This window comes from Pseudomonas sp. SORGH_AS_0199 (assembly GCF_031453735.1).
Classification (GTDB): Bacteria; Pseudomonadota; Gammaproteobacteria; order Pseudomonadales; family Pseudomonadaceae; genus Chryseomonas; species Chryseomonas aestiva.
Window position 1 is genome coordinate 749,779 of the sequence record NZ_JAVJAE010000001.1, and the last position, 23,574, is coordinate 773,352.

Genomic DNA, 23,574 nt, shown 5'->3' on the forward strand with positions numbered 1-23,574 from the left:
GAAAGCCATCATGACCGACCGCACTACCCTGGGCCGCCTGCAGGTGGCCACCGAACTGCAGCGTTTCATCAACGAGGAAGTGCTGCCCGGCACCGGGCTCGACACCGCCGCCTTCTGGTCGGGCGTGGACACCCTGGTGCACGAGTTGGCGCCGCGCAATCGCGAACTGCTGGCCGAGCGTGATCGCCTGCAGGTGGAGCTGGACACCTGGCACAGCACCCATCCCGGTCCGGTCACCGATCTGCCCGCCTACCAGGCCTTCCTCGAAGGCATCGGCTATCTGCAACCGGTCCCCGGCCAGGTGCAGGCCTCGACGGCCGGCGTCGACCGCGAGATCGCCGAGCAGGCCGGTCCGCAGCTGGTGGTGCCGGTGCTCAACGCCCGCTACGCCCTGAACGCCGCCAACGCGCGCTGGGGTTCGCTGTACGATGCCCTCTATGGCACCGACGCCCTGCCCGAGAGCGAGGGCGCCGAACGCGGCAAGGGCTACAACCCCACCCGCGGTGCCAAGGTGGTGGCCTTCGCCCGCCAGGTGCTGGACGGCGTGGCGCCCCTGGCCAGTGGCTCGCACCGGGACGCCACCGCCTACCGCATCCAGGACGGTCGCCTGGTGGTGGACCTCAGGAGCGGCACCAGCGAACTGGCCGATCCGGCCGCCTTCGTCGGCTACCAGGGCGATGCCGCCGCGCCGTCCGCGGTGCTCTTGCGCCACAACGGCCTGCACCTGGAGATCCAGATCGACCGCGCCAGCACCATCGGCAAGACCGACGCCGCCGGGGTCAAGGACCTGCTCATGGAAGCCGCGGTCAGCACCATCATGGACCTGGAAGACTCCATCGCCGCGGTGGACGCCGCCGACAAGGTCTTGGCCTATCGCAACTGGCTGGGCCTGATGAAGGGCGACCTGGCCGAAGAGGTCAGCAAGGGTGGCGAGACCTTTACCCGGCGCCTCAACCCCGATCGCGAGTACCAGGGCGCAGACGGCCAGCCGCTGAGCCTGCACGGGCGCTCGCTGCTGTTCATCCGCAACGTCGGCCACCTGATGACCAATCCGGCGGTGCTGCTGGAGGACGGTCGCGAGATCCCCGAAGGCATCCTCGACGCCCTGGTCACCGTGACCATCGCCATGCACGACCTCAAGCGCCAGGGCAACTCCCGCAGCGGCTCGGTGTACATCGTCAAACCGAAGATGCACGGCCCGGCCGAGGTGGCCTTCGCCGTGCAGCTGTTCGACCGCGTCGAGGCCCTGCTGGGGCTGCCGGCCAACACCGTCAAGCTGGGCATCATGGACGAGGAGCGCCGCACCAGCGTCAACCTCAAGGCCTGCATTGCCGCCGCCGCCGCGCGGGTGGCCTTCATCAACACCGGCTTCCTCGACCGCACCGGTGACGAGATGCACACCGCCATGCTGGCCGGGCCCATGCTGCGCAAGGGCGACATGAAGACCTCGAAGTGGATCACCGCCTACGAGCGCAACAACGTGCTGGTCGGCCTGGCCTGTGGCCTGCGCGGCAAGGCGCAGATCGGCAAGGGCATGTGGGCCATGCCTGACCTGATGGCCGCCATGCTGGAACAGAAGATCGGTCATCCCAAGGCCGGCGCCAACACCGCCTGGGTACCGTCGCCCACCGCCGCCGTGCTGCACGCCCTGCATTACCACCAGGTCAACGTCCAGCAGGTGCAGCAGGAACTGGAACGCAGCGACGTCGACGCCGCCCGTGGCGAATTGCTCGCCGGGCTGCTCAGTGTGCCGGTGGCCGAGTCGCCGGACTGGTCCGCCGAAGCCATCCAGCAAGAACTGGACAACAACTGCCAGGGCATCCTCGGTTACGTGGTGCGCTGGGTCGACCAGGGCGTGGGCTGCTCCAAGGTGCCCGACATCCATGACGTCGGCCTGATGGAAGACCGCGCCACCCTGCGCATCTCCAGCCAGCACATTGCCAACTGGCTGCACCACGGCGTGGTCACGGCCGCACAGGTGGACGAGACCCTGCAGCGCATGGCCAGGGTGGTCGATGGCCAGAACGCCGGCGATGCGCTCTACGAACCCATGGCCGGCCACTTCGACAGCTCCTACGCCTACCGCGCCGCCCGCGACCTCATCTTCAAGGGCCGCGAGCAGCCCAGCGGCTACACCGAGCCGTTGCTGCACGCCTGGCGCCTGAAGAAGAAGGCGGGCGCCTGATCCGGCCAGGGCTCCCGTCCGGCGCGGGCGGGAGCCGCTTCTGCACGGAGCGGTGCCGGTGGTCCTCCGACCACCGCCTCTTCCCTTGCCACTGGCGAATTTTTATACTATTGGGTCCCCCGTTCCCGGGATCATCATCGCCACGAGGAAGACCATGGCCCGCGTTACTGTCGAAGACTGCCTGGACAACGTAGACAACCGATTCGAGCTGGTCATGCTCGCCACCAAGCGCTCGCGCCAGCTGGCCACCGGCGGCAAGGAGCCCAAGGTACCGTGGGACAACGACAAGCCCACCGTTGTCGCCCTGCGCGAAATCGCCGAAGGCCTGGTCGACGAGGAAGTCATCCGTCTGGACGACATCGTCGAAGAAGAGCCGCTGTTTGCCGCTTTCGAAGTCAACGAAGAAGCGGACGGCGAGGCCCTCTAAGCCATGGCCGCCGAGCCTGCGTATGGTGACGCCCGCCCGACCGGCATCGACTTGCTGGCCGAGCGTCTGGCGGACTACCTGACCCCCGACCAGGTCAATCTGGTCAGGCGGGCCTACTACTACGCCGAGCAGGCTCACGATGGGCAGCGCCGCCGCAGCGGCGAGCCCTATGTCACCCATCCGCTGGCCGTCGCCAACATCCTCGCCGACATGCACATGGACCATCAGAGCCTGATGGCGGCCATGCTGCACGACGTGATCGAGGACACTGGTATCGCCAAGGAAGCCCTGGTCGCCCAGTTCGGCGAAACGGTGGCGGAGCTGGTGGACGGGGTCAGCAAGCTGACCCAGATGAAGTTCGAGACCAAGGCCGAGGCCCAGGCGGAGAACTTCCAGAAGATGACCATGGCGATGTCCAAGGACATCCGCGTCATCCTGGTCAAGCTGGCCGACCGGCTGCACAACATGCGCACCCTGGACGCCATGCCGCCGGACAAGAGTCGGCGCATCGCCAAGGAAACCCTGGAAATCTACGCGCCCATCGCCAACCGGCTGGGCATGCACGATTTCTACGTGGAATTCGAGGACCTGGGCTTCCGCGCCATGCACCCGATGCGCGCCGAACGCATCCAGCGGGCGGTCAAGACCGCGCGGGGCAATCGCCGCGAGATCCTCGGCAAGATCCAGGAATCCCTGGCCAACTGCCTGGCCCGCGACGGCCTGGACGGCGAGGTGGTCGGCCGCGAAAAGCACCTGCACAGCATCTACCAGAAGATGCGCGGCAAGCGTAAGTCGTTCAACGAGATCATGGACGTCTACGGCTTCCGCATCATCGTCGACAAGGTCGACACCTGCTACCGGGTACTCGGTGCGGTCCACAACCTCTACAAGCCGTTCCCGGGGCGCTTCAAGGACTACATCGCCATCCCCAAGGCGAACGGCTACCAGTCCCTGCACACCACCCTGTTCGGCATGCACGGCGTGCCCATCGAGATCCAGATCCGCACCCGCGAGATGGAAGAGATGGCCAACAACGGCATCGCCGCCCATGGCCTGTACAAGGCCGGCGGCGACGAGCCGCGCGCCAGCCACCTGCGCGCGCGCCAGTGGGTGAAGGGCATCCTCGAGTTGCAGCAACGCGCGGGCAACTCCCTGGAGTTCATCGAGAACGTGAAGATCGACCTCTTCCCCGACGAGGTCTACGTCTTCACCCCCAAGGGTCGCATCATGGAGCTGCCCAAGGGCTCCACGGCCGTGGACTTCGCCTATGCGGTGCACACCGACGTGGGCAACAGCTGCATCGCCTGCCGCATCAATCGCCGCCTGGCGCCGCTGTCGCAGCCGCTGGGCAGCGGCGAGACGGTGGAGATCGTCACCGCGCCCGGTGCCCGGCCCAATCCGGCCTGGCTCAACTTCGTGGTCACCGGCAAGGCGCGCACCAACATCCGCCACGCGCTCAAGCAGCAGCGGCGTTCCGAGTCCATCAGCCTTGGCGAGCGCCTGCTGAACAAGGCGCTGTCGGGCTTTGGCACCCAGCTGTCGAAGATCTCGCCGATGCGCATCCTCTCGGTACTGGGCGAGTACAAGGGCGTGGTGCTGGAAGACCTGCTCGAAGAGATCGGCCTGGGCAATCGCATGGCCTACGTGGTGGCGCGGCGCCTGGTGTCCGGCAGCGAGCAGGAAGAGCCGCTGGAGCCGCAGCCCGGCACCACGCCGCAGGGTCCGCTGGCCATCCGCGGCTCCGAAGGCCTGGTGATCAGCTACGCCAAGTGCTGCACGCCGATTCCGGGCGATCCCATCGTCGGCCACCTGTCGGCCGGCAAGGGCATGGTGATCCACCTGGAAAACTGTCGGAACATCGCCGAATTCCGGCACAACAGCGAAAAATGCATCGTGCTCAACTGGGCCAAGGACGTCACCGGCGAATTCAGCGTCGAGTTGCGTGTCCAGCTGGAGCACCAGCGCGGCCTGATCGCCGTGCTGGCCAACAACGTCACTGCGGTGGACGCCAACGTCGAGAAGATCGGCATGAACGAGCGCGACGGCCGGGTCAGCGTGGTCCAGCTGGTGGTCAGCGTGCGCGATCGCGTGCACCTGGCGCGGGTGATCAAGAAGCTGCGCACGCTCAAGGGCGTGGCCGGTATCACTCGGGTTCGCAGCTGAGAACCTGCTCACGATCTGCTGCGCGTCGGCCAAACGGCGTTGAAAATGCCTTCGGAATGCTCATTTACCCCTCGTAAACTCCGCTTCCTCAGGCATTTTCGCCTTGTTTGCCTCTAGCTCGCACGATTGTGAACAGGTTCTGAGGTTGCAGCGGGTCGCCACCGGCTTGCAGAATCGGTCCTTTCCCGCACAGGAGCGACCCATGAGCAAGCAAGTGATCCACACCGACAAGGCGCCCGCCGCCATTGGCACCTATTCCCAGGCGATCAAGGTCGGTGACACCGTCTATCTCTCCGGGCAGATCCCGCTCAACCCGACCAGCATGGAGCTGGTGGACGGCTTCGAAGCCCAGGTGGTCCAGGTGTTCGAGAATCTCAAGTCCGTCGCCGAAGCCGCCGGTGGTTCCCTGGCCGACATCGTCAAGCTGAACATCTTCCTGATCGACCTTTCGCATTTCGCCACCGTCAACGAAATCATGGGCCGCTACTTCCAGCAGCCGTATCCGGCGCGCGCTGCCATCGGCGTTGCCGCGCTGCCCAAGGGCTCCCAGGTGGAAATGGACGGGGTGCTGGTGCTGGATTGATGGGTATCGCTGATCGCGGCCATGCCGGTGCGCCGTAGCGACCGCTCCTACAGGAGCATCGGCCTCTGTAGGAGCGGCCCATGGCCGCGATTAGGCCAATGCCAGAGCGGCTTCGTCCAGGGCCGCGATAGCCCCAAAACGAAAAAAGCCGACCGTCTCGCGACGGTCGGCTTTTTTATGCCCGAGTGATCAGGCCGGGATGGACTTGATCTTCGGCATCCGCGCCCAGCAACGGTGCTTGGCGATGGCGGCGAAGAAGTCCTGCTGCACCGCCTTGAAGTCGCCGCCGGTGAGCAGCGCCTCGTCGGGGCTCAGATAGACCGCCTTGAGCAGCTGTTCGGCTTCGCCGGTGAGGGCGATGGCCTTGAGGTGTTTGTAGGCTTCCAGCAGGTAGTGCTTGATCACGCCGTCGTCGAGCATGGCCTTGACGCTCTCGGCGCCGCCCGGCACATAGACCGCATCCAGCGCTACCGAAGGCATGCCCTCGGCCGAGCCGTCCACGGCCACTTCGCTGCCGTCGGCCGCCTTGACCGGACCGGCGGTGGGGCCGAGCACCTTCACGTGGGCACCTTCGGCCTTGAGCGCCTGCTTGATGGCCGCCACTTCGCTGGCGATGACGCCGTCACCCACCAGTACCGCCACCTTGAAGCCCTTGATGTTGCCGGACAGCAGGTTGAGCTGGCTCAGCGCTGGCGACTTGTCGATGGACACCTTGCGCGGCTGTACGGTGGGTGCGGTGGGCGGAGTCACGCCGATCTTCTTGGCGACCTTCTGTGCCAGTTCCAGATCGATGTTGGCGAGGATCTCGTTGACCTGCCGTTCGCGGATCCACATCCGCTCGACCTTGCCCAACTCGAAGCTGTAGGCATCGGCGACGTGCGATTGTTCGGCTTCCGACAGGCTGTTGTAGAACAGCGTGGCCTGGGAGAAGTGGTCGCCGAAGGTCTCGCTGCGCTCGCGCACCTTGTGACCGTCGATACGCTCGTAATAGCTCTCGAAACCGCCATCCTGGGGCGCCGGCGGCGTCTCCTTGGGCCAGCCGCCATCGATGGAGTTGGGCTCGTAAGAGGCACGACCCTTGTCGATGGTCATGCGGTACTTGGCGTCGCGCTGGCCGTTATGGTTCGGCACCACCGGGCGATTGACCGGCAGCTCGTGGAAGTTCGGTCCGCCGAGGCGGCTGATCTGGGTGTCGGTGTAGGAGAACAGGCGACCCTGTAGCAGGGGGTCGTTGCTGAAATCGATGCCGGGCACGACGTGGCCGGGGCAGAAGGCGACCTGCTCGGTCTCGGCGAAGTAGTTATCCGGGTTGCGGTTGAGCACCAGCTTGCCCAGGGGCGTGATGGGCACCAGCTCCTCGGGAATGATCTTGGTGGCGTCGAGGATGTCCCAGTCGAACTTGTGCTCGTCTTCCTCGGGGATGATCTGCACGCCGAATTCCCACTCGGGATAGTCACCGGCCTCGATGGCTTCCCAGAGGTCGCGGCGGTGGGCATCGGTGTCCTTGCCGGCCAGCTTCTGGGCTTCGTCCCACACCAGGGAGCGCACGCCACCGGCGGGTTTCAGGTGGATCTTGACGAAGACGCCCTTGCCCGCGGTGTTGATCATGCGGAAGGTGTGGATACCGAAGCCCTGCATGCTGCGCAGGTTCACCGGGATGGCCCGGTCGGTCATGGTCCAGAGCACCATGTGCGCCGACTCCGGCACCAGGGAGACGAAGTCCCAGAAGGTGTCGTGGGCACTGCCGCCGGTGGGGATCTCGTTGTGCGGCTCGGGTTTCACCGCATGGACGAAGTCGGGAAACTTGATGGCGTCCTGGATGAAGAAGACCGGCATGTTGTTGCCGACCATGTCCCAGTTGCCTTCCTCGGTGTAGAACTTGATGGCGAAGCCGCGCACGTCGCGCACGGTGTCACCGGAGCCACGCGGGCCCTGCACGGTGGAAAAGCGCACGAACACCGGGGTCTGGTGGTTGGGGTCGCGGAAGAGGGCGGCCTTGGTCAGGTCGGACCAGTCCTGGTAGGGCTGGAAGTAGCCATAGGCACCGGTGCCACGGGCATGGACGATGCGTTCCGGGATGCGCTCGTGGTCGAAGTGGGTGATCTTCTCCCGCATGATGAAGTCTTCGAGCAGGGAAGGTCCGCGAGTGCCGGCGCGCAGCGAATTCTGGTTGTCGGCGATCTTCACGCCGTGATTGGTACGCAGTGCCTGGCCGGTGGCATCGGAACGGAATTGCTCCAGTTGCTCGATCTTCTTCGAGGTGTTCTGGCGATCCTGGGTGTCGGTACCGGCGAGTTCACTCTTGGGGGGCGTAGCCATGGAAAGTCCTCATCAGGCGCCTGGAGGGCGCTCTTTGCGTCCCCTACGGAATGTGGGGCGAATTCAGGCAGTCTTCTAATGACTCGCGGTCCAGAGCCGGTGTTCCGCTTGGCTGAGACGAGGCGACGGGCTGTTCACCTGGCGCTCGGCCAGGGTCTCGGCTGGCCATATGCCTTTATTGGCGTAATACCCGACAACAAGTGCTAAGCAGATATAAGCGCGCACGTTAAACTGCGCGGCTGGATCACCATCCTGTTGTCTGACGATACCCACAAGGTTTTTCCATTGATCGAATTCCACGCTGTCCACAAGACGTACCGCACGCGCGGTCGCGAGGTCGCGGCGCTCCAGCCGGTCGACCTGAGGATCGAAGCCGGCGAGATCTTCGGCCTGATCGGCCATTCGGGTGCCGGCAAGAGCACCCTGCTGCGCCTGATCAACCGCCTCGAAGCTCCCAGTGGCGGTCGCCTCCAGGTCGATGGCGCCGAGGTCACCACCCTGGGCTCGACCGAGCTGCGCGATTTCCGCCGCCGCATTGGCATGATCTTCCAGCACTTCAACCTGCTTTCGTCCAAGACCGTGGCGGCCAACGTGGCCCTGCCGCTGGAACTGGCCGGCGGCCGCTCGCGGGCGCAGATCGCCCAGCGGGTCGAGGAACTGCTGGCGCGGGTCGGCCTGTCCGACCAGGCGCGCAAGTACCCGGCGCAACTCTCCGGCGGTCAGAAGCAGCGCGTCGGCATCGCCCGCGCCCTGGCCACCGAGCCGAAGATCCTGCTCTGCGACGAGGCCACCAGCGCCCTCGATCCCCAGACCACCGCCCAGGTGCTGCAACTGCTCGCCGAACTCAATCGCGAGCTGGGTCTGACCATCGTGCTGATCACCCACGAGATGGACGTGATCCGCCGCGTCTGCGATCGCGTCGCCGTGCTCGATGGCGGCGCCGTGGTGGAGCAGGGCACCGTCGCCGATGTCTTCCTGCACCCGCAGCACTCCACCACCCGCCGCTTCGTGTTCGAGGCCGAGCATCAGGACGAGACCGAACTGGCCGACGCCTATGCCCATGTCGAAGGCCGCATCCTGCGGCTGACCTTCCGCGGCGAAGCCACCTATGCACCGCTGCTGGGCCACGTCGCCCGGGAGACCGGTGTGGACTACAGCATTCTCGGCGGGCGCATCGACCGCATCCGGGACGAGCCCTATGGCCAGCTTACCATCGCCCTGGTGGGCGGTGACCTGGACGCCGCCCTGGCTCGCTTCCAGGCCGCCGACGTCACCGTGGAGGTCCTGCGCTGATGGACGAACTCTTCAGCAACATCGACTGGGCCGAGATCTGGCAGGCGACCCAGGACACCCTGGCCATGCTTGGCTGGTCCATGCTCTTCACCCTGATCCTCGGCCTGCCGCTGGGCGTGCTGCTGTTCCTTACCAGCCGCCGCCAGCTGCTGGAGCAGCCGCTGGTCTACGGCATCCTCTCCTTCGTGGTCAACGTGCTGCGCTCGGTGCCCTTCATCATCCTGCTGATCCTGATGATCCCCATCACGGTCTGGCTGATCGGTACCTCCCTGGGCGTCGAGGGCGCCATTCCGCCGCTGGTGGTGGGCGCCGCGCCCTTCTTTGCCCGGCTGGTGGAGACCGCCCTGCGCGAGGTCGACCGCGGCATCATCGAGGCGACCCAGGCCATGGGCGCCAGTCTCTGGCAGATCGTCACCCGCACCCTGTTGCCCGAGGCCCTGCCCGGGCTGATCGCGGCCACCACCGTCACCGCCATCGCTCTGGTGTCCTACACCGCCATGGCCGGGGTGATCGGCGGCGGCGGCCTCGGCGATCTGGCCATCCGTTTCGGCTACCAGCGCTTCCAGACCGACGTCATGGTGGTCACGGTGCTCTTGCTGCTGGTGCTGGTCCAGGTACTGCAGATGGTCGGCGATCGCCTCGTCGCCCATTTCAGTCGTCGTTGATTCAGGCCTCATCCACTCGAAGGTTTTGCACAAGGAAAATCCCCGATGTCGCTGAAACGTACCCTGCTGTCCCTGGCCTTCGGCCTGGGTGTCGCCACCGCCGCCCAGGCCGCCGAGACCCTGACCGTCGCGGTCAATCCGGTTCCCCATGCGGAGATCCTGGAATTCATCAAGCCGCAGCTGGCCAAGGAAGGCGTGGACCTCAAGATCAAGGTCTTCACCGACTACATCCAGCCCGATCGCCAGACCGATCAGAAGCAGGTGGATGCCAACTACTTCCAGACCAAGCCCTATTACGCCAGCTACCAGAAGAGCAACCCGAGCAGCGACCAGGTGCCGGTGGTGGCGGTGCACGTCGAGCCCTTCGGTGCCTACTCGCAGAAGATCAAGGACATCAAGGAACTCAAGGACGGCGCCACCGTGGCCATCCCCAACGATCCGAGCAACTCCGGTCGCGCGCTCCTGCTGATCGCCAAGCAGGGCCTGATCACCCTGAAGGATCCGAGCAACGTCACCGCCACCCCGCGTGACGTCGTCGAGAATCCCAAGCACCTCAAGTTCAAGGAGCTGGAAGCCGCGACCCTGCCGCGGGTGCTGAACCAGGTCGACCTGGCGCTGATCAACGCCAACTACGCCCTGGAAGCCAAGCTGGTGCCGACCAAGGACGCCCTCTTCATCGAGAGCGGCGAGTCGCCCTACGCCAACCTGCTCTATACCCGCGCCGACAAGGCCAATGACCCGGCCATCCAGAAGCTGGCCAAGGCCCTGACCACCCCCGAGGTGAAGCAATTCATCGAGAAGAAGTACCAGGGCGCCGTCGTTCCCGCCTTCTGAGCCTCAGCTCCACCGCCGTCGATGCCCGCAGAGGCGCCGACGGTTCTACCCCGCTTTAGGAAACTGCCATGAAGAAATTGCTCGCCACCGCCGCCCTGCTGGCCGCCAGCCTGACCGCCCACGCCGCCGAGACCCTCAGCGTCGCCGCCACCCCGGTGCCCCACGCCGAGATCCTCGAATTCGTCAAACCCCAGCTGGCCAAGGAAGGGGTGGACCTGCAGATCAAGGTCTTCACCGACTACGTGCAGCCCAACCTGCAGGTGGCCCAGAAGCGCCTGGACGCCAATTTCTTCCAGCACCAGCCCTACCTGGACGAATTCAACAAGAGCCGTGGCACCGACCTGGTGACCGTCGCCCAGGTGCACGTCGAGCCCTTCGGCATCTACTCGCAGAAGATCAAGAAGCTCGACGAAGTCCGCGAAGGCGCCGTCGTGGCCATCCCCAGCGATGCCACCAATGGCGGCCGCGCCCTGCTGCTGCTGGAGAAGGCCGGGCTGATCAAGCTCAAGGACAGCGCCAACATCCTCGCCACGCCCAAGGACATTGCCGAGAATCCCAAGCAGCTCAAGTTCAAGGAGCTGGAAGCCGCGACCCTGCCGCGCGTGCTGAATCAGGTCGACCTGGCGCTGATCAACACCAACTACGCCCTGGAAGCCAAGCTCAACCCGACCCAGGACGCCCTGCTGCTGGAAGGCAAGGAATCGCCCTACGCCAACATCCTGGTCGCCCGCCCGGACAACAAGGACAGCGACGCCGTGCAGAAGCTGGCCAAGGCGCTGAACACCCCGGCGGTGAAGCAGTTCATCGAAGAGAAGTACAAGGGTGCCGTGGTGCCGGCGTTCTGAGCACCGCCTGACACTGCCTGACATGAAAAACGCCGGCCCAGTGCCGGCGTTTTTCATGGGGCTCGTCAGGCTGCTTGCTCGGCTGTAACCGGCACGCTGCCCCGGCGGCTGACGATCACCAGCAGCACGGCGGCGCCGACGGCCATCAGCAGCGGCACGGCATGGCCGGTGAGCCACTGGCTGGCGGCGCCGGTGACCAGCGGACCGACCAGGCAGCCGAGTCCCCAGAGCTGGGCGATGCAGGCATTGGCGCTGACCAGTTCGGCATCGCGATAGCGCTCGCCGACCAGGATCAGCGCCAGGGTGAAGAGACCGCCGGCGGTGGCGCCGAACAGCACCAGCAGCGGCCAGACGCCCGGGGTGTGCAGCAGCAGTGGCAGGGCCAGGCTGACCGCCAGCAGGCCCAGGGTGCAGCCGAGAAACAGACCCTGGCGTGAGAGGCGGTCGGCGAGCAGCCCCAGCGGCAGTTGCAGCAGGGCATCGCCCACTACCACGGCGCTGACCATGTACAAGGCCAGCTGCTGGCCGAAGCCCTGGTTGAGGGCATAGACCGGCAGCAGGGTAAGGATCATCGCCTCGAAGCAGGCGAACAGCGCCACCGCCCAGGCGATGGCCGGAGCGCCGCGGCAGAAGTCCAGCAGCGCCCGCCAGGCCGCGGTATGGCCGCCGGCCGCCGGCGCACCCCGGCGACCGAGCAGCAGGGTGGCGCCGCCGAGCATGAGCAGGGCGCCCAGCCAGAAGCCCTGGTCGCCTTCGGTACCCAGCACCCCCAGCAGCAGCGGGCCGGCCAGCTGGCTCAGGGCATAGCTGCTGCCATAGAGGGCCACCAGGCGGCCGCGCCAGCGATCGGTGATGACCTGGTTCATCCAGCTTTCACCGAGCACGAAGATCAGCGTGAGGATGGCGCCCAGGGCCAGGCGCAGCAGCAGCCACAGCAGATAGCTGGGCAGCAGCGACAGCAGGATCAGCGAGGCGGCGCCCGTCACCAGGCACAGCTGCATCAGCCGCGGTGTGCCGACTCGCGCGGCCAGGCGTCCGGCCAGGCTGGCGCCGGTGAGGATGCCGAGGGCCGGCGAGGCGGCCATGACGCCGATGGCGAAGCTGCCATAGCCCCAGCCCTCCAGCCGCAGCGAGACCAGCGGCATCGACAGGCCGATGGCCAGGCCGACGCTGATGACGCTGCCCAGCACGGCGAAATAGATGGCCCAGGGCATGGGCGCTGATGAGGAATTCATGGGCGCAGCCTAGCTGATGGAGACAGGGGGTGGACAGTCGCCAGGCGCAATCATGGCGCTCCGGGTATCAGTCGGGCTCCAGCACGGTTGGCCTTTGCCAGGCTTTCGCGTAGCGTTCGCGCTACCTGAAGCCGGTTGGGAGATAACAGAACATGCGGAAATGGCAGTGCATCGTGTGCGGCTATATCTATGACGAAGCCCTGGGCTGGCCGGACGACGGCATCGCGCCGGGGACGCGCTGGGAGGATGTGCCCGAGGATTGGCTATGCCCGGATTGCGGCGTGGGCAAGGGCGACTTCGAGATGATCGCCATCGGCTGATCACCCCGCTCCGCGTCCTCCACGCGGACACAAAAAAGGCATCGCAGAGGCGATGCCTTTTGGCTGCAGCGGCGATCCGTGCCGCCTCATGTTCAGCCTTCGATGCTGTCCTTCAGCGCCTTGCCGGGCTTGAACGCCACCGTGTTGCTCGCACGAATCTTGACCGGCTCGCCAGTCTGGGGATTCTTCCCCATGCGGGCACCGCGGTGACGCGGCAGGAAGGTGCCGAAGCCGACCAGGGTAACGCTGTCCTTGCGGTGCAGCGCATTCGCGATCTCGTCCAACAGCGTGTTGAGCACGACGTTGGCCTGTTCCTTTGGAAGTCCGACTTTTTCAGCGATCACCGTCGCCAATTCAGGCTTGCGCATAGCTACCTCTCGTGGGGTCATTTTTAGCCGTGTGGGCGTCGCATGGCTTTCCTGGCAAAGCGATTACCCCCGAGATAGAGGGTGGCCCGACACAAAGATCGTTGGTGCGACAAAAGTCGAACCAGATAGCGTTATAAGGCAAACCCGAGAAGAGCGAAAGTTAATTAGCAGACTATTAGCCGTTGGTAGGATGACCGACGCCAACTTGGGCATTTATCAGTCAATTCAGGCGCTTTTTGTGGACAGAATGTCCACTTTATGGAGTGGCCTTTGCATGTCACTGGGACGCTGCGAGGCTCTGGCAAGCCAGTATCGCGATCAGCGATCGCGCTGGCGGTCCGGCCCTCCGTCGGCGGACCCTGGCGCTGGATGAAGCGTGGCGGAGCGCCGCCTGGCTGCTCCGCCACCCGGATCAGGCCGGTGCCTGGGTCGGCATGACCGGTTGACCCGCCGGTGCCTGGCCTTCCAGGCGCCGCTCCAGTGCCTTGGGCTCGATCACCAGGCGCATGCCATTGCTGGCCTGGGTCCGTCCCCAGTCTTCCAGCAGCTCCATGCAGGCGTGATCGATATAGGAGACGCGCTCCAGGGGCACGTGCAGGGTAGTGCCCGGCTTGACCTGCTCCAGCACCTTGGTCAGCTGGGGCACGCGCAGGAAGGTCGCGGCGCCCACCAGGCGCAGATCGGCCTGGTCCGGCTGGTCTTCGCGATAGGTCAGGCTGACCTTGAGCTGGGCCGCCTTGACCGCCAGGAAGGCGATCGACAGGCCAAAGCCCACCAGCACCCCGGTCAGCAGATCGGTGGCGACGATCATCAGGGCGGTCAGGGCATAGATGACCATGGGCGTCCGGCCATAGCGCTTGAGTCCGGTCAGCGACTTGGGATCGGCCAGCTTGACGCCGGTGAACACCAGCACGCCGGCCAGGCTCGCCACCGGCACCAGCTTGAGCACGAAGGGCAAGGCGGCGACGAAGGCCAGTAGCCAGAGGCCATGCAGGATGGCGGAGGCGCGACTGGTGGCGCCGGCCTGGACATTGGCCGAGCTGCGCACGATGACCCCGGTCATGGGCAGCGCGCCGACGGCGCCGCAGAGCAGATTGCCGATCCCCTGGGCACCCAGTTCGCGGTCGAAGTGCGAGCGCGGTCCGTTGTGCATGCGGTCCACCGCGGCGGCCGAGAGCAGGGTCTCGGCACTGGCAATGAAGGCCAGGGCCAGGGCGGCCACCACCAGTTCGGCGTTGGCCAGCATGCCGAGGTCGGCGAAGGTCACCCAGTCGATGGCGTCGGCCAGGTTGTTGGGCACTTCCACCCGGCGGATGTCCAGCGCCAGCCAGAGACTGGCCAGGGTCGCCAAGGTCACGCCGATCAGGGCGCCGGGCAGGAAGCGCAGCGTCTGTGGGCGGAATTTCTCCCACAGCCACATGCTGGCGATGGTCAGTAGCCCGATCAGCGCCGCCTGGGCGCCGCTGCCACTGCCGTTCCACTGGCCCGCCGCGGTGAGGGCGGCGCCCGGGAAGGCCAGCAGGTTGGAAAGACCCGAGGCCGCCGGTTTGGCGTCCAGCATCACATGCAGCTGCGAGAGCACGATGAGGATGCCGATGCCGGCGAGCATGCCGTAGACCACCGCCGGTGAAGTGACGCGGAACCAGGCGCCCAGCCGGGTGAAGCCGGCGATGAGTTGCAGCAGGCCGGCGAGCAGCAGTACCGGGCCCAGCGCCTCGATGCCATGGCGGTTGATCAGGTCGAACACCAGCACCACCAGGCCGGCGGCCGGACCGCTGACCTGCAGCGGCGAGCCGGCGAGAAAGCCGACCACCAGGCCACCGATGATGCCGGTGATGATGCCCTTGGCCGGCGGCATGCCGGAGGCGATGGCGATCCCCATGCACAGCGGCAGGGCGACCAGAAACACTACCAGTGAGGCCAGGGCGTCGCGCGACAGGTTGCGCCCCGGGGTCTGTTGATTGCCAAGCATGGTCCTGGTCCTCCAGCGACTAGGAAAAAGGGTGCCCGCGCGTCATATCACGTCATATGACACGGTTCGGGATTCAGGCGGCTAGCGGCTAGGGTAGGCGATCCCCATGGAGCCCCAAGGTGGGATCGTCCGGCGCAGTGCGCTGTTATGGAGGCGGGCCGAGCGACCCGTCTCGGGGCGGCCAGCCGGCGAACCGGCTGGCCGCGGTGGATCAGGCCGGTTGCAGGCGCGGACGCGGGGTGGCGACCGGCATGTTTTCGCCATCCAGGGGCAGGAAGCGCTCCTGCTGGGCGTCGTACGCCTTGATCTCGCTGGTCTCGATGGAATAGACCCAGCCGTGGATCTGCAGCTGACCGCTGGCCAGACGCGACGCCACCGAGGGGTGGGTGCGCAGGTGGACCAGCTGGGCCACCACGTTTTCCTCGGTGAGGAAGCCCAGGGTGCCGCCGTGGCCGCAGTCGCAATGGCCATGGTCTTCGACCACGGTACGGGCGACCTCGGCATGGCGCAGCCAGACCTTTACCGTCGGCATCTTTTCCAGCGGATCGGGATTGAGTACGGCTTTCATGGCGCCGCAGTCGGAGTGGCCGCAGATGATGATGTGCTTAACGCCCAGGGCCACGACCGCGTACTCGATGGCAGTGGACACGCCGCCGTTCATCTGGCCATAGGGGGGTACCACGTTGCCGACGTTACGGGTCACGAACAGATCGCCTGGCGAACTCTGGGTGATCAGTTCCGGGACGATGCGCGAGTCGGCGCAGGTGATGAACATGGCCTTGGGCGACTGCGCACTGGCGAGTTTCTTGAACAGCGCTTCCTGTTCGGGAAAGACATCCTGGCGGAAACGCTTGAAACCATCGACCAGCTGCAGGAGGGCCTCGTCGGGTGCGCCGAAGGTATCCGTGTTGTCGCTCATCTGTTTCTGACCTCTTCTCAAGTACGCAATGGCAGCGGCAAGCGCTGGTTAGTGGCTAGACGCCCCCTGGCATCGCCTCGATACGCCCCGGCCCTCTGGGGTGCCGGTGGCTTCATTGTCTGGCGGTCCATCGCGTATCCGGGCAGCGTCCTGGCACCCGGCAGGTCATCTTGGTGGCCTCAACCTTAATCCACGCTGAAACAATAGCTCGTGACGGACAACGCAGAAGATATTTCAAACTTATACTGAGATCATCCAGCCATTATCGCTGCACGATCAGCGCTTTTAGACCTTTTATCGGCACGAAGCCGGAATATAGGCGCCGAATCGCGCTTTTCCCCGTGAAGAAAACGTGAATCGCGATAGCCGAACAGATTTCCTTGGCGATCAGTGGCTTGCGAGAGATGTGCAAAAATGTGAACGCAATGCCGCTGGGGGAAATCGAGCGTCTTTCGCCCACTTTGCCTCCGGCCTGTGATCTGCGGCACAGTGCCGCAGCCTAGACCTTTCGCCAGCCTTTCAATAGCTCCGATGCCCTATAGGACAAGGGTTTGCGGCCTTTGCTCGACAGGGGTGGAGAAATCCGGTCCGACAACGGACCTCAGGATTTGCACGGTGCGGTCGATAGCGGGTGCTTTCCAGGCTCAACGGAAACTCTCCATGTCCTTTCGCAATCTCTCTATCGCGCGGCGTGCCACCCTTGGTTTCGCCTTTATCGGTCTGCTCCTGCTGCTGCTCGGCGGCACCGCCCTGGTCAAGATGAACGACATCCGCGCCTCGGGCCTGGCCATCGAAGACCGCGCCATGCCGCGCGTGGCCGCGCTCGACGAGCTGACCGCCCTGACCCTGCGCCTGCGGGTACTTTCCTATCGCTTGCTGCTCAATCGCGAGCCGGAGATCATCGCCAAGACCCAGGCGCTGTTCCAGCAGCGCAATGGCCAGATGCGCGCCGCCCAGCAGCGCTACGAGGCGCTGATCCAGTCTGACGAAGAGCGCACCGCCTACAGCCGCTACGGTCAGTTGATCGCCCAGTACGACGGTCTGCAGCAGCGCATGCTGGCATTTTCCGCCGCCGATCAGCTGGAGCCCCTGCGCCGCCTGCTCAACGAAGACCTGCTGGCCAACTCCGATGCGGTCAATGGCGTGCTCAAGCAACTCACCGACCTGGTGGATCAGCAGACCGCCGCGGCCAACGCCCAGTCCGCTGCCGACTATAGCCATGCCATCCAGTGGCTGGTGCTGCTGCTGGCGGCCACTGCGCTGCTGACCGTGGTCTTCGCCTGGCTGCTGATCCGCAGCATCACCCAGCCCATCGCCCGCGCCGTGCAGGCCGCCGAGGTGATCGCCACCGGCGACCTCAGCCAGGAGATCCACAGCGAAGGCCGCGACGAGGCCGCGCGCCTGCTGCAGGCCATGAAAACCATGCAGGGCCAGCTGCGCCAGACCCTGCAGGGCATCCTTGGCTCGGCCACCCAGCTCGCTTCGGCGGCGGAAGAACTCAATGCCGTGACCGATGAATCCAGTCGCGGCCTGCAACGCCAGAACGCCGAGATCGAACAGGCCGCCACCGCGGTGAACCAGATGTCGTCGGCGGTGGACGAGGTGGCGCGCAATGCCGTCAATACCTCCCAGGCCTCCCAGGAATCGGCCGGCGTGGCCCGTGACGGCCGCGATCTGGTGCAGGAAACCGTGGGCGCCATCGCCACCATGAGCGACGACGTCCAGCACGGTGCCACCCTGGTGGGCGATCTGGCGGTACAGGTCAACGACATCGGCAAGGTGCTCGACGTGATCCGCAGCGTCGCCGAACAGACCAATCTGCTGGCGCTCAATGCCGCCATCGAGGCGGCGCGCGCCGGTGAAGCGGGTCGCGGCTTCGCCGTGGTGGCCGACGAGGTGCGGGCCCTGGCCCATCGCACCCAGGAGTCGACCCGCGAGATCGAGACCTCCATCGGCACCATCCAGCAGGGCACCGAGCAGGCGGTGGCGGCCATGCGCAGCAGCACCGAGCGGGCCCAGTCGACCCTGGAGGTGGCGCGCGGCGCAGGCCATGCCCTGGAGCGCATCCATGGCGCCATCGGCGGCATCAACGAGCGCAATCTGGTGATCGCCAGCGCGGCGGAAGAGCAGGCCCAGGTGGCCCGCGAAGTGGATCGCAACCTGGTGAACATCCGCGAGTTGTCGGTCCAGACCGCCGCGGGTGCCGAGCAGTCCAGCGCCGCCAGCGCCGAGCTGTCGCGCCTGGCCGTGGACCTCAATGGCCTGGTCACGCGCTTCCGCCTGTGAGCCAGGCGGTTCCGGCCGCTTCGGTGGCCGGACGCTGCGGCCCTAGCCGGGGCCGAGCAGTTGCAGCACGCCGGTTAGCACCACCAGCAGACCCAGGGGCGAGGCGAGAAAGGACAGCAGCAGGCACCTCAGGCGAGGGCCGCGCGGGGTAGGGCAGGTCGTCATGACGTCAGGCAGCTCCGTGGCGAGAACGGGCGCCACGCCTGGCGCCCGGGCCAATTTTCTCCTGTAGCGGCGGCGACGTCATGCCAAGAAAACGTAAAGTTGGGTAAAGCCGCGGCTACCCCGGGACGCCTGTTCCCGGGTAGTCGCCTGGCCGGTCAGACGTGGAAGCGCGCCGCCAGGCCGTGGATCTCGCGGGTCAGTGCGACCAGCTGGCGACTGGAGGTCTCGATCTGGTCGGCGCCGCGCTTGGACACGCCCGCCAGTTCGCGGATGTTGATCAGGTTGCGATCCACCTCCCGCGCCACCTGGGCCTGTTCCTCGGCGGCGCTGGCGATGACCAGGTTGCGTTCGTTGATGTCGCCGATGGCGACGAAGATGTGCTCCAGACTCTGGCCGGTCCGCTCGGTGGTTTCTAGGGTGGTGCCGGCCAGGGTGTTGCTGCGCTGGATGGCGGTCACCGCCTGACCGGTGCCGGCCTGGATGTTGCCGATCATCTGCTCGATCTCCAGGGTCGACTGGCGGGTGCGCTGGGCCAGGCTGCGCACCTCGTCGGCCACCACGGCGAAGCCACGGCCGGCGTCGCCGGCGCGCGCGGCCTCGATGGCGGCATTGAGCGCCAGCAGGTTGGTCTGCTCGGAGACCGCGCGGATCACGTCCAGCACCTTGCCGATCTGGTCGGCCTGCTGCGCCAGGCTGGCGATCACGGTTTCGCTTTCGTTGACCGTGGTCTGCATGCTCTGCAATTCACTGAGCACCTGGGCTACCTGACCGCGACTGCCGGTGGCCAGGCGATCGGATTCGCGGGCGGTATCCGAGGTGGAGGCGGCATTGCGGGCCACCTCTTCCACGGCGGTGGTCATCTCGGTCACCGCCGTCACGGCCTGTTCCAGTTCCTGCTGTTGCTGATTCAGGGTGCGGTTGCTCTGGGCCGTCACCTCGCCCAGTTCCTGGGCGGCGCTGTCGAGTTGCTCGGCGGTGCGATTGAGCTGGGCCAGGGTGTCGCGCTGGCGGCTCTGCAGGGTGGCGAGGCCGGCGAACAGCTGGCCGATCTCGTCATGGCTGCGCACCTCGATACGGCGGGTCAGATCGCCTTCGCTCATGGCGGCGAAGTGCTCGCCGGCTTCGTTGAGCGGGGCCAGCACCCGGCGGGCGATGAACCAGCCGGAGAGCACTGCCAGCAGCAGGGTCAGACCGACCAGCAGCAGGCTGCCGATCTGGGCCTGGGACACGCGACTGTCGGAGGCGGCGAGGGTGGCCGCGATACGGCCGGTGATCTCGTCGGTGAAGGCCTGACGGGTGTCGGCGAAGGCCGTGCTGGCCCCCTTGGCCCCGTCGCTGATACGGATGTAGCCGGGCAGGTCGCCGGCCCGGCAGGCGGCGATCTGTCCTTCGACGATGACCTTGTAGGCGTCGAAGGCCTTGAGCATGGCTTCGATCTGGCCGCTCAGCTTGGGATCGCTGACGCTGGCCTGCATGTCGGTAATCAGCTTGCGGGCGATGTCCAACCGCTCCAGCGCCAGCTTCACGCCTTTCTCGGCCTTGGCCGCATCGCCGTTGACCCGGTCGAGCATGGCGGTATGGGAGTTGGCGCTGGCGCGGCTGATCCAGGTGGCGGCGTTGTTGACCTTGTCCAGCTGTTCCATGGTCAGACTATCCAGGTCGCGGATCTGCTGGGCACTGGTCCGGGCGCTGAGCCACCCATACAGGCAAGCCAGCAGCAGGCAGGCGACGAACAGGCTGAGCACGCTGTACATCCCGGTACGGATTCTTGTTGTTTTGTTCATGTTGGGCTCTCTGACGACGTCGCTGGCTGGGGTGCGCAATACGACTTTGGTAAGGCTTTTCGCCAGCAGTACGCCAAAGGCATGAGCAGGCGTCGATGGCCTGGAGCCAGTCGGTATCAGTTAAGCGCCGAAAAGTCGTCGGATGTCTTCAGAAGGACAGGCAGGGTGGGCCCGACGGACGCCGGGCCCGGAGGGATCAGGACAGCGGGGTGAACTGGATGACTTCGACCCAGTAACCATCGGGGTCCTTGATGAAGGCGATTTCCTTCATGCTGCCGTCGGTCAGGCGCTTCTGGAAGGCCACGCCCAGTTGCTCGAAGCGCTCGCAGGCGGCGCGGATGTCCGGGACCGCCACGCAGGTGTGGCCGAAGCCGCGCGGATCGCTGTTGCCATTGTGGTAGCTGAAGCCGGCATCGTCTTCGGTACCGTGGTTATGGGTCAGTTCGAGAATGCCCGGGGTGGACTTGCGCCAGTGCTGGCGGGCCTGCGGATCTTCCGGTACCTGGTTGCGATCGACCAGGGCAAGAAAGGTCAGGCTGAACTTGGCGTCCGGGAAGTCCTTGTGATCGACTACGGTGAAACCCAGCACGCGGGTGTAGAAGTCCAGCGAGGTCTCCAGGTTCTTGACCCGCAGCATGGTGTGGTTGAAGACGAACTCGCGGGTGGCGGCGTCGGGCTGGGCGGTCACGCCCGGCAGGTTGTCGAATTGGCTCAGCGACATCAGAAGTCTCCGGTGAAGGGGTGTGAAAATTGGAGAGGCGGCCCCGCGCAACGTTCCCGGCGGGAAAGGCGCCTGGGTGGTCGCTCACGAAAAAGGGCAGGAAGTCTAAAGGCTTCCGGAACCGCTGCCCAAAGCTTCCTGATGCTTTTGGCCGCTGCGCTGTGCGACGAATGGTCGAAACCTCCCGGTTAGAGCCGCAGTCGGATTTTACAAGCGCACTGCCTGTGCGATCCCAAGGAGACTGATATGAGCAGCACCAGCGACAAGATCAAGGGTACCGCCAAAGAAGTGGCCGGCAAGGTCAAGCAAGGCGTCGGCGATGCCACCGACAACTCGCGCATGAAAGGCGAGGGTCGTGCCCAGGAAGCCGAAGGCAAACTGCAAAAGAACGTCGGCAAGGGCAAGGAAGCGGTCAAGAACACCATCGACCGCGCCTGAGCCCAGGCTGTACGGAAAAGGCCGCCCCAGGGCGGCCTTTTCTTTTGCCCGTCAGGCCGGATCCAGCTCTGGATAATGGCGGAAGATGCCGTTCTCGCTGAAGGCCAGGCGGCGTGGCGAGGCCAGGTAGGCGGCGATGTTGGGTAGCGCGGCCACCCGCTCGGCCACGGCCAGCACCCGCGGTATCTCCGGCGCCAGCCGCCGCATGGCGTTGGGGAAGGCGTAGGTCAGGCCGGCCACCACCTGGAACAGCGACAGGTCGACATAGGAGCGACGCTCGCCCACCAGCCAGCTGTCGCCTGCCGGGTTGAAGCCCAGCACCCGCTCGAAATAGCTCAGGTAGGTACGGATCCGCTCGCCGGCAAAGGCCTTGGCCCGCCGCCGGGCTTCGTCCTGCTGCTCTTCATAGGTCAGGGAGATGGCCACCGGATGATGGACGTCGTGGGCCTCGGCGGTGAGGTCAGTGATGGTCAGCTGCAGGCCGTGGACCCAGAAACGGGATTCTTCATCGGCCGGTACCAGGTCCAGCCGTGGCCCGAGGAACTGGAGGATGTTGGCGACATGGGAGACGACCTCGTCGCCGGCCTTGAGAAAGGGTGGGGCGAAGGGCGGCCGACGGGTCTTCTGGCCTTGCAGGTAGTCCTCCATGGCGGGTATGCCCAGACCTTCGTCCTCCGGGGCATTGCCGACATCCAGATAGCGTGCGCCGGCCTCTTCGAGCGCCAGGCGGACGAATTCGCCGCGGCCCTGGATGCTGGGCCAGTAGTGCAATTCATAACGCATGGAAACCTCCGTCGTCTGCTGGGAATACGGGTCCAGGAGAGCTGACCCCTGGTCCGCTTCGGAGGTTTGCCCGCCGCGCGGCTTTCACGACGAAGCGCACAACCAATTCCCGTCGCTGAGACTCCTATCAACCAGCGGCTCGCGATAAGGACGGTGGGATGACAGGCAACAGCAGGCGGACGGTTCCATGCGCATAGGCATTCTCACCCACGTGAAACACCCGGTACGCCAGCCCTTCGCCGGTGGTCTCGAAGCCTTCACCTACGACATCACCCTGCAACTGCGCGGGCGTGGCCACGCGGTGACGCTGTTCGCCAGTTCGGCCTCGGCGCCAGAGCTGGAGGTGGTGCCCATCCTCGACGACGGCAACTACGGCACGGACGGCTGCCGGCGCAAGCGCAACGTGCTCAGCTCCGAGTACCTCGACGAGCACCACGGCTATCTCGACTGCCTGCAGCGCATCGATGGCCATGGCTTCGACGTCATCTTCAACAATGCCCTGCACTATGTCCCGGTGACCATGTCAGGGCTGATCCGCACGCCCATGCTCACGGTGCTGCACACCCCGCCGTTCTTCGAACTGATCAACGCCATCGGCGAATTGCACAAGCGCGGTGGCGGCCACTACTGCACCGTCTCCCAGGCCAATGCCGACAACTGGGCGCATCTGGCGCCGGCCTGCCACGTGATTCCCAACGGCATCGACCTCGACGCCTGGCGCCCGCGCGCTACGCCGATCGGCGACCATGCCCTCTGGTTCGGCCGCCTGGTGCCGGACAAGGGGCCGCACCTGGCGCTGGATGCCGCGCGCGAGGCCGGCGTACCCCTGCGCCTGGCCGGCCAGGCCACCGACGAGCGCTATTTCCGCCAGGAGATCGCGCCGCGCTTGGGCGAGCAGGCCGTCTACCTCGGGCACCTGGACCGTACCGCCCTGGCGGTCGAAGTCGCCCAGGCCCGTGCGTGCCTGGTCACGCCCTGCTGGGACGAACCCTTCGGCCTGATCGTCGCCGAGGCCCTGGCCTGCGGCACGCCGGTCGCCGCCTTTGCCCGCGGTGCCCTGCCGGAACTGCTCACCGCCGAGACCGGTGCCCTGGCCCCGCCGGGCGATGTGCCGGCCCTGGCGGCGGCCCTGCGCGAAGCCCTGTCGCTGTCCCGTGACGCCTGCCGGGCGCGGGCCGAGGCGCAGTGGAGCCACCGGCTGATGATCGACCGCTACGAGCGCCTGCTCGCCGATGTCGCCGCCGGCCGGGTGGCCCGTGGCTAGACCGC

Annotated in this window: 21 protein-coding genes and 1 pseudogene; 13 read left to right on the forward strand and 9 right to left on the reverse strand. The window is 65.9% G+C overall.

Translation table 11 applies throughout. The annotated features are described in order from the left end of the window. The first annotated feature begins 10 nt into the window (after positions 1–10). The 4 genes from QE444_RS03580 to QE444_RS03595 all read left to right on the forward strand — a co-directional run bounded on the left by QE444_RS03580 (position 11) and on the right by QE444_RS03595 (position 5,358). Complete coding sequence (locus QE444_RS03580) at positions 11–2,185, forward strand: malate synthase G (RefSeq protein ID WP_309737366.1); 2,175 nt, start codon at positions 11–13, stop codon at positions 2,183–2,185. Between the two features lie 154 nt (positions 2,186–2,339). Continuing rightward, positions 2,340–2,612, forward strand: coding sequence for a DNA-directed RNA polymerase subunit omega (gene rpoZ / locus QE444_RS03585; protein ID WP_007161465.1), 273 nt, complete (start codon positions 2,340–2,342; stop codon positions 2,610–2,612). Between the two features lie 3 nt (positions 2,613–2,615). Continuing rightward, positions 2,616–4,775, forward strand: a complete 2,160-nt coding sequence (gene spoT, locus QE444_RS03590; protein WP_187980850.1) for a bifunctional GTP diphosphokinase/guanosine-3',5'-bis pyrophosphate 3'-pyrophosphohydrolase — start codon at positions 2,616–2,618, stop codon at positions 4,773–4,775. A 202-nt stretch (positions 4,776–4,977) separates the two neighbouring features. Further along, positions 4,978–5,358, forward strand: a complete 381-nt coding sequence (locus QE444_RS03595; protein ID WP_309737367.1) for a RidA family protein — start codon at positions 4,978–4,980, stop codon at positions 5,356–5,358. A gap of 189 nt (positions 5,359–5,547) precedes the next feature. Here QE444_RS03595 and katE read toward each other — a convergent pair whose 3' ends face one another. After that, a complete protein-coding gene (katE, locus tag QE444_RS03600; RefSeq protein ID WP_133860375.1) occupies positions 5,548–7,677 on the reverse strand; it encodes a catalase HPII in 2,130 nt (709 codons plus the stop codon). Between the two features lie 285 nt (positions 7,678–7,962). Here katE and QE444_RS03605 point away from each other — a divergent pair, with 285 nt between their 5' ends. From QE444_RS03605 to QE444_RS03620, 4 genes are all read left to right on the forward strand, one after another. Continuing rightward, positions 7,963–8,970, forward strand: coding sequence for a methionine ABC transporter ATP-binding protein (locus QE444_RS03605; RefSeq protein ID WP_309737368.1), 1,008 nt, complete (start codon positions 7,963–7,965; stop codon positions 8,968–8,970). Continuing rightward, entirely contained in the window at positions 8,970–9,635 is a 666-nt protein-coding gene (locus tag QE444_RS03610) for a methionine ABC transporter permease (protein WP_017639302.1), read from the forward strand. Before QE444_RS03605 ends, QE444_RS03610 begins: the two co-directional genes overlap by 1 nt. A gap of 51 nt (positions 9,636–9,686) precedes the next feature. After that, positions 9,687–10,469 carry a MetQ/NlpA family ABC transporter substrate-binding protein gene (locus QE444_RS03615; RefSeq protein WP_371913873.1) on the forward strand — a complete coding sequence of 261 codons (783 nt, stop codon included), beginning with the start codon at positions 9,687–9,689 and terminating at the stop codon, positions 10,467–10,469. 68 nt (positions 10,470–10,537) lie between these two features. After that, positions 10,538–11,314: a MetQ/NlpA family ABC transporter substrate-binding protein gene (locus QE444_RS03620; protein ID WP_068384577.1), complete on the forward strand. Its 777-nt coding sequence runs from the start codon at positions 10,538–10,540 to the stop codon at positions 11,312–11,314. A gap of 65 nt (positions 11,315–11,379) precedes the next feature. Here QE444_RS03620 and QE444_RS03625 read toward each other — a convergent pair whose 3' ends face one another. Next, on the reverse strand, positions 11,380–12,528 hold the full coding sequence (locus QE444_RS03625) for an MFS transporter (RefSeq protein WP_280309988.1): 1,149 nt from the start codon (positions 12,526–12,528) through the stop codon (positions 11,380–11,382). 173 nt (positions 12,529–12,701) lie between these two features. Between QE444_RS03625 and QE444_RS03630 the strand changes: the two genes are divergently transcribed. Next, positions 12,702–12,869: a rubredoxin gene (locus QE444_RS03630; protein WP_007161456.1), complete on the forward strand. Its 168-nt coding sequence runs from the start codon at positions 12,702–12,704 to the stop codon at positions 12,867–12,869. Between the two features lie 92 nt (positions 12,870–12,961). Here QE444_RS03630 and QE444_RS03635 read toward each other — a convergent pair whose 3' ends face one another. The 3 genes from QE444_RS03635 to QE444_RS03645 all read right to left on the reverse strand — a co-directional run bounded on the left by QE444_RS03635 (position 12,962) and on the right by QE444_RS03645 (position 16,128). After that, positions 12,962–13,237: an HU family DNA-binding protein gene (locus QE444_RS03635; RefSeq protein ID WP_017639309.1), complete on the reverse strand. Its 276-nt coding sequence runs from the start codon at positions 13,235–13,237 to the stop codon at positions 12,962–12,964. Positions 13,238–13,649: 412 nt separating this feature from the next. Then, on the reverse strand, positions 13,650–15,209 hold the full coding sequence (locus QE444_RS03640; RefSeq protein ID WP_273862593.1) for a SulP family inorganic anion transporter: 1,560 nt from the start codon (positions 15,207–15,209) through the stop codon (positions 13,650–13,652). Between the two features lie 211 nt (positions 15,210–15,420). After that, positions 15,421–16,128, reverse strand: coding sequence for a carbonic anhydrase (locus QE444_RS03645; RefSeq protein WP_133860378.1), 708 nt, complete (start codon positions 16,126–16,128; stop codon positions 15,421–15,423). A 660-nt stretch (positions 16,129–16,788) separates the two neighbouring features. Here QE444_RS03645 and QE444_RS23505 point away from each other — a divergent pair. Both QE444_RS23505 and QE444_RS23510 read left to right on the forward strand, forming a co-directional pair. Continuing rightward, positions 16,789–17,559: pseudogene (locus QE444_RS23505) on the forward strand (MCP four helix bundle domain-containing protein); the annotation flags it as partial. After that, complete coding sequence (locus QE444_RS23510; RefSeq protein ID WP_405046458.1) at positions 17,551–18,414, forward strand: methyl-accepting chemotaxis protein; 864 nt, start codon at positions 17,551–17,553, stop codon at positions 18,412–18,414. The pseudogene QE444_RS23505 and the gene QE444_RS23510, both read left to right, overlap by 9 nt. 42 nt (positions 18,415–18,456) lie before the next feature. Here the strand turns inward: QE444_RS23510 and QE444_RS03655 are convergent, their stop codons facing one another. The 3 genes from QE444_RS03655 to gloA form a co-directional block, all read right to left on the reverse strand. Beyond that, positions 18,457–18,579, reverse strand: a complete 123-nt coding sequence (locus tag QE444_RS03655) for a hypothetical protein (protein ID WP_007161451.1) — start codon at positions 18,577–18,579, stop codon at positions 18,457–18,459. A gap of 155 nt (positions 18,580–18,734) precedes the next feature. Continuing rightward, positions 18,735–20,363: a methyl-accepting chemotaxis protein gene (locus QE444_RS03660; RefSeq protein ID WP_309737369.1), complete on the reverse strand. Its 1,629-nt coding sequence runs from the start codon at positions 20,361–20,363 to the stop codon at positions 18,735–18,737. 196 nt (positions 20,364–20,559) lie between these two features. Further along, positions 20,560–21,084, reverse strand: a complete 525-nt coding sequence (gene gloA / locus QE444_RS03665; protein ID WP_133860381.1) for a lactoylglutathione lyase — start codon at positions 21,082–21,084, stop codon at positions 20,560–20,562. A gap of 246 nt (positions 21,085–21,330) precedes the next feature. Between gloA and QE444_RS03670 the strand changes: the two genes are divergently transcribed. Next, on the forward strand, positions 21,331–21,522 hold the full coding sequence (locus QE444_RS03670) for a CsbD family protein (protein WP_026083651.1): 192 nt from the start codon (positions 21,331–21,333) through the stop codon (positions 21,520–21,522). Between the two features lie 51 nt (positions 21,523–21,573). On the opposite strand, the gene QE444_RS03675 is transcribed toward QE444_RS03670, so the two are convergent. Beyond that, positions 21,574–22,305, reverse strand: a complete 732-nt coding sequence (locus tag QE444_RS03675; protein ID WP_273862592.1) for a glutathione S-transferase — start codon at positions 22,303–22,305, stop codon at positions 21,574–21,576. A 187-nt stretch (positions 22,306–22,492) separates the two neighbouring features. Between QE444_RS03675 and QE444_RS03680 the strand changes: the two genes are divergently transcribed. Further along, positions 22,493–23,569, forward strand: a complete 1,077-nt coding sequence (locus tag QE444_RS03680; RefSeq protein ID WP_309737370.1) for a glycosyltransferase — start codon at positions 22,493–22,495, stop codon at positions 23,567–23,569. Positions 23,570–23,574 lie beyond the last annotated feature (5 nt).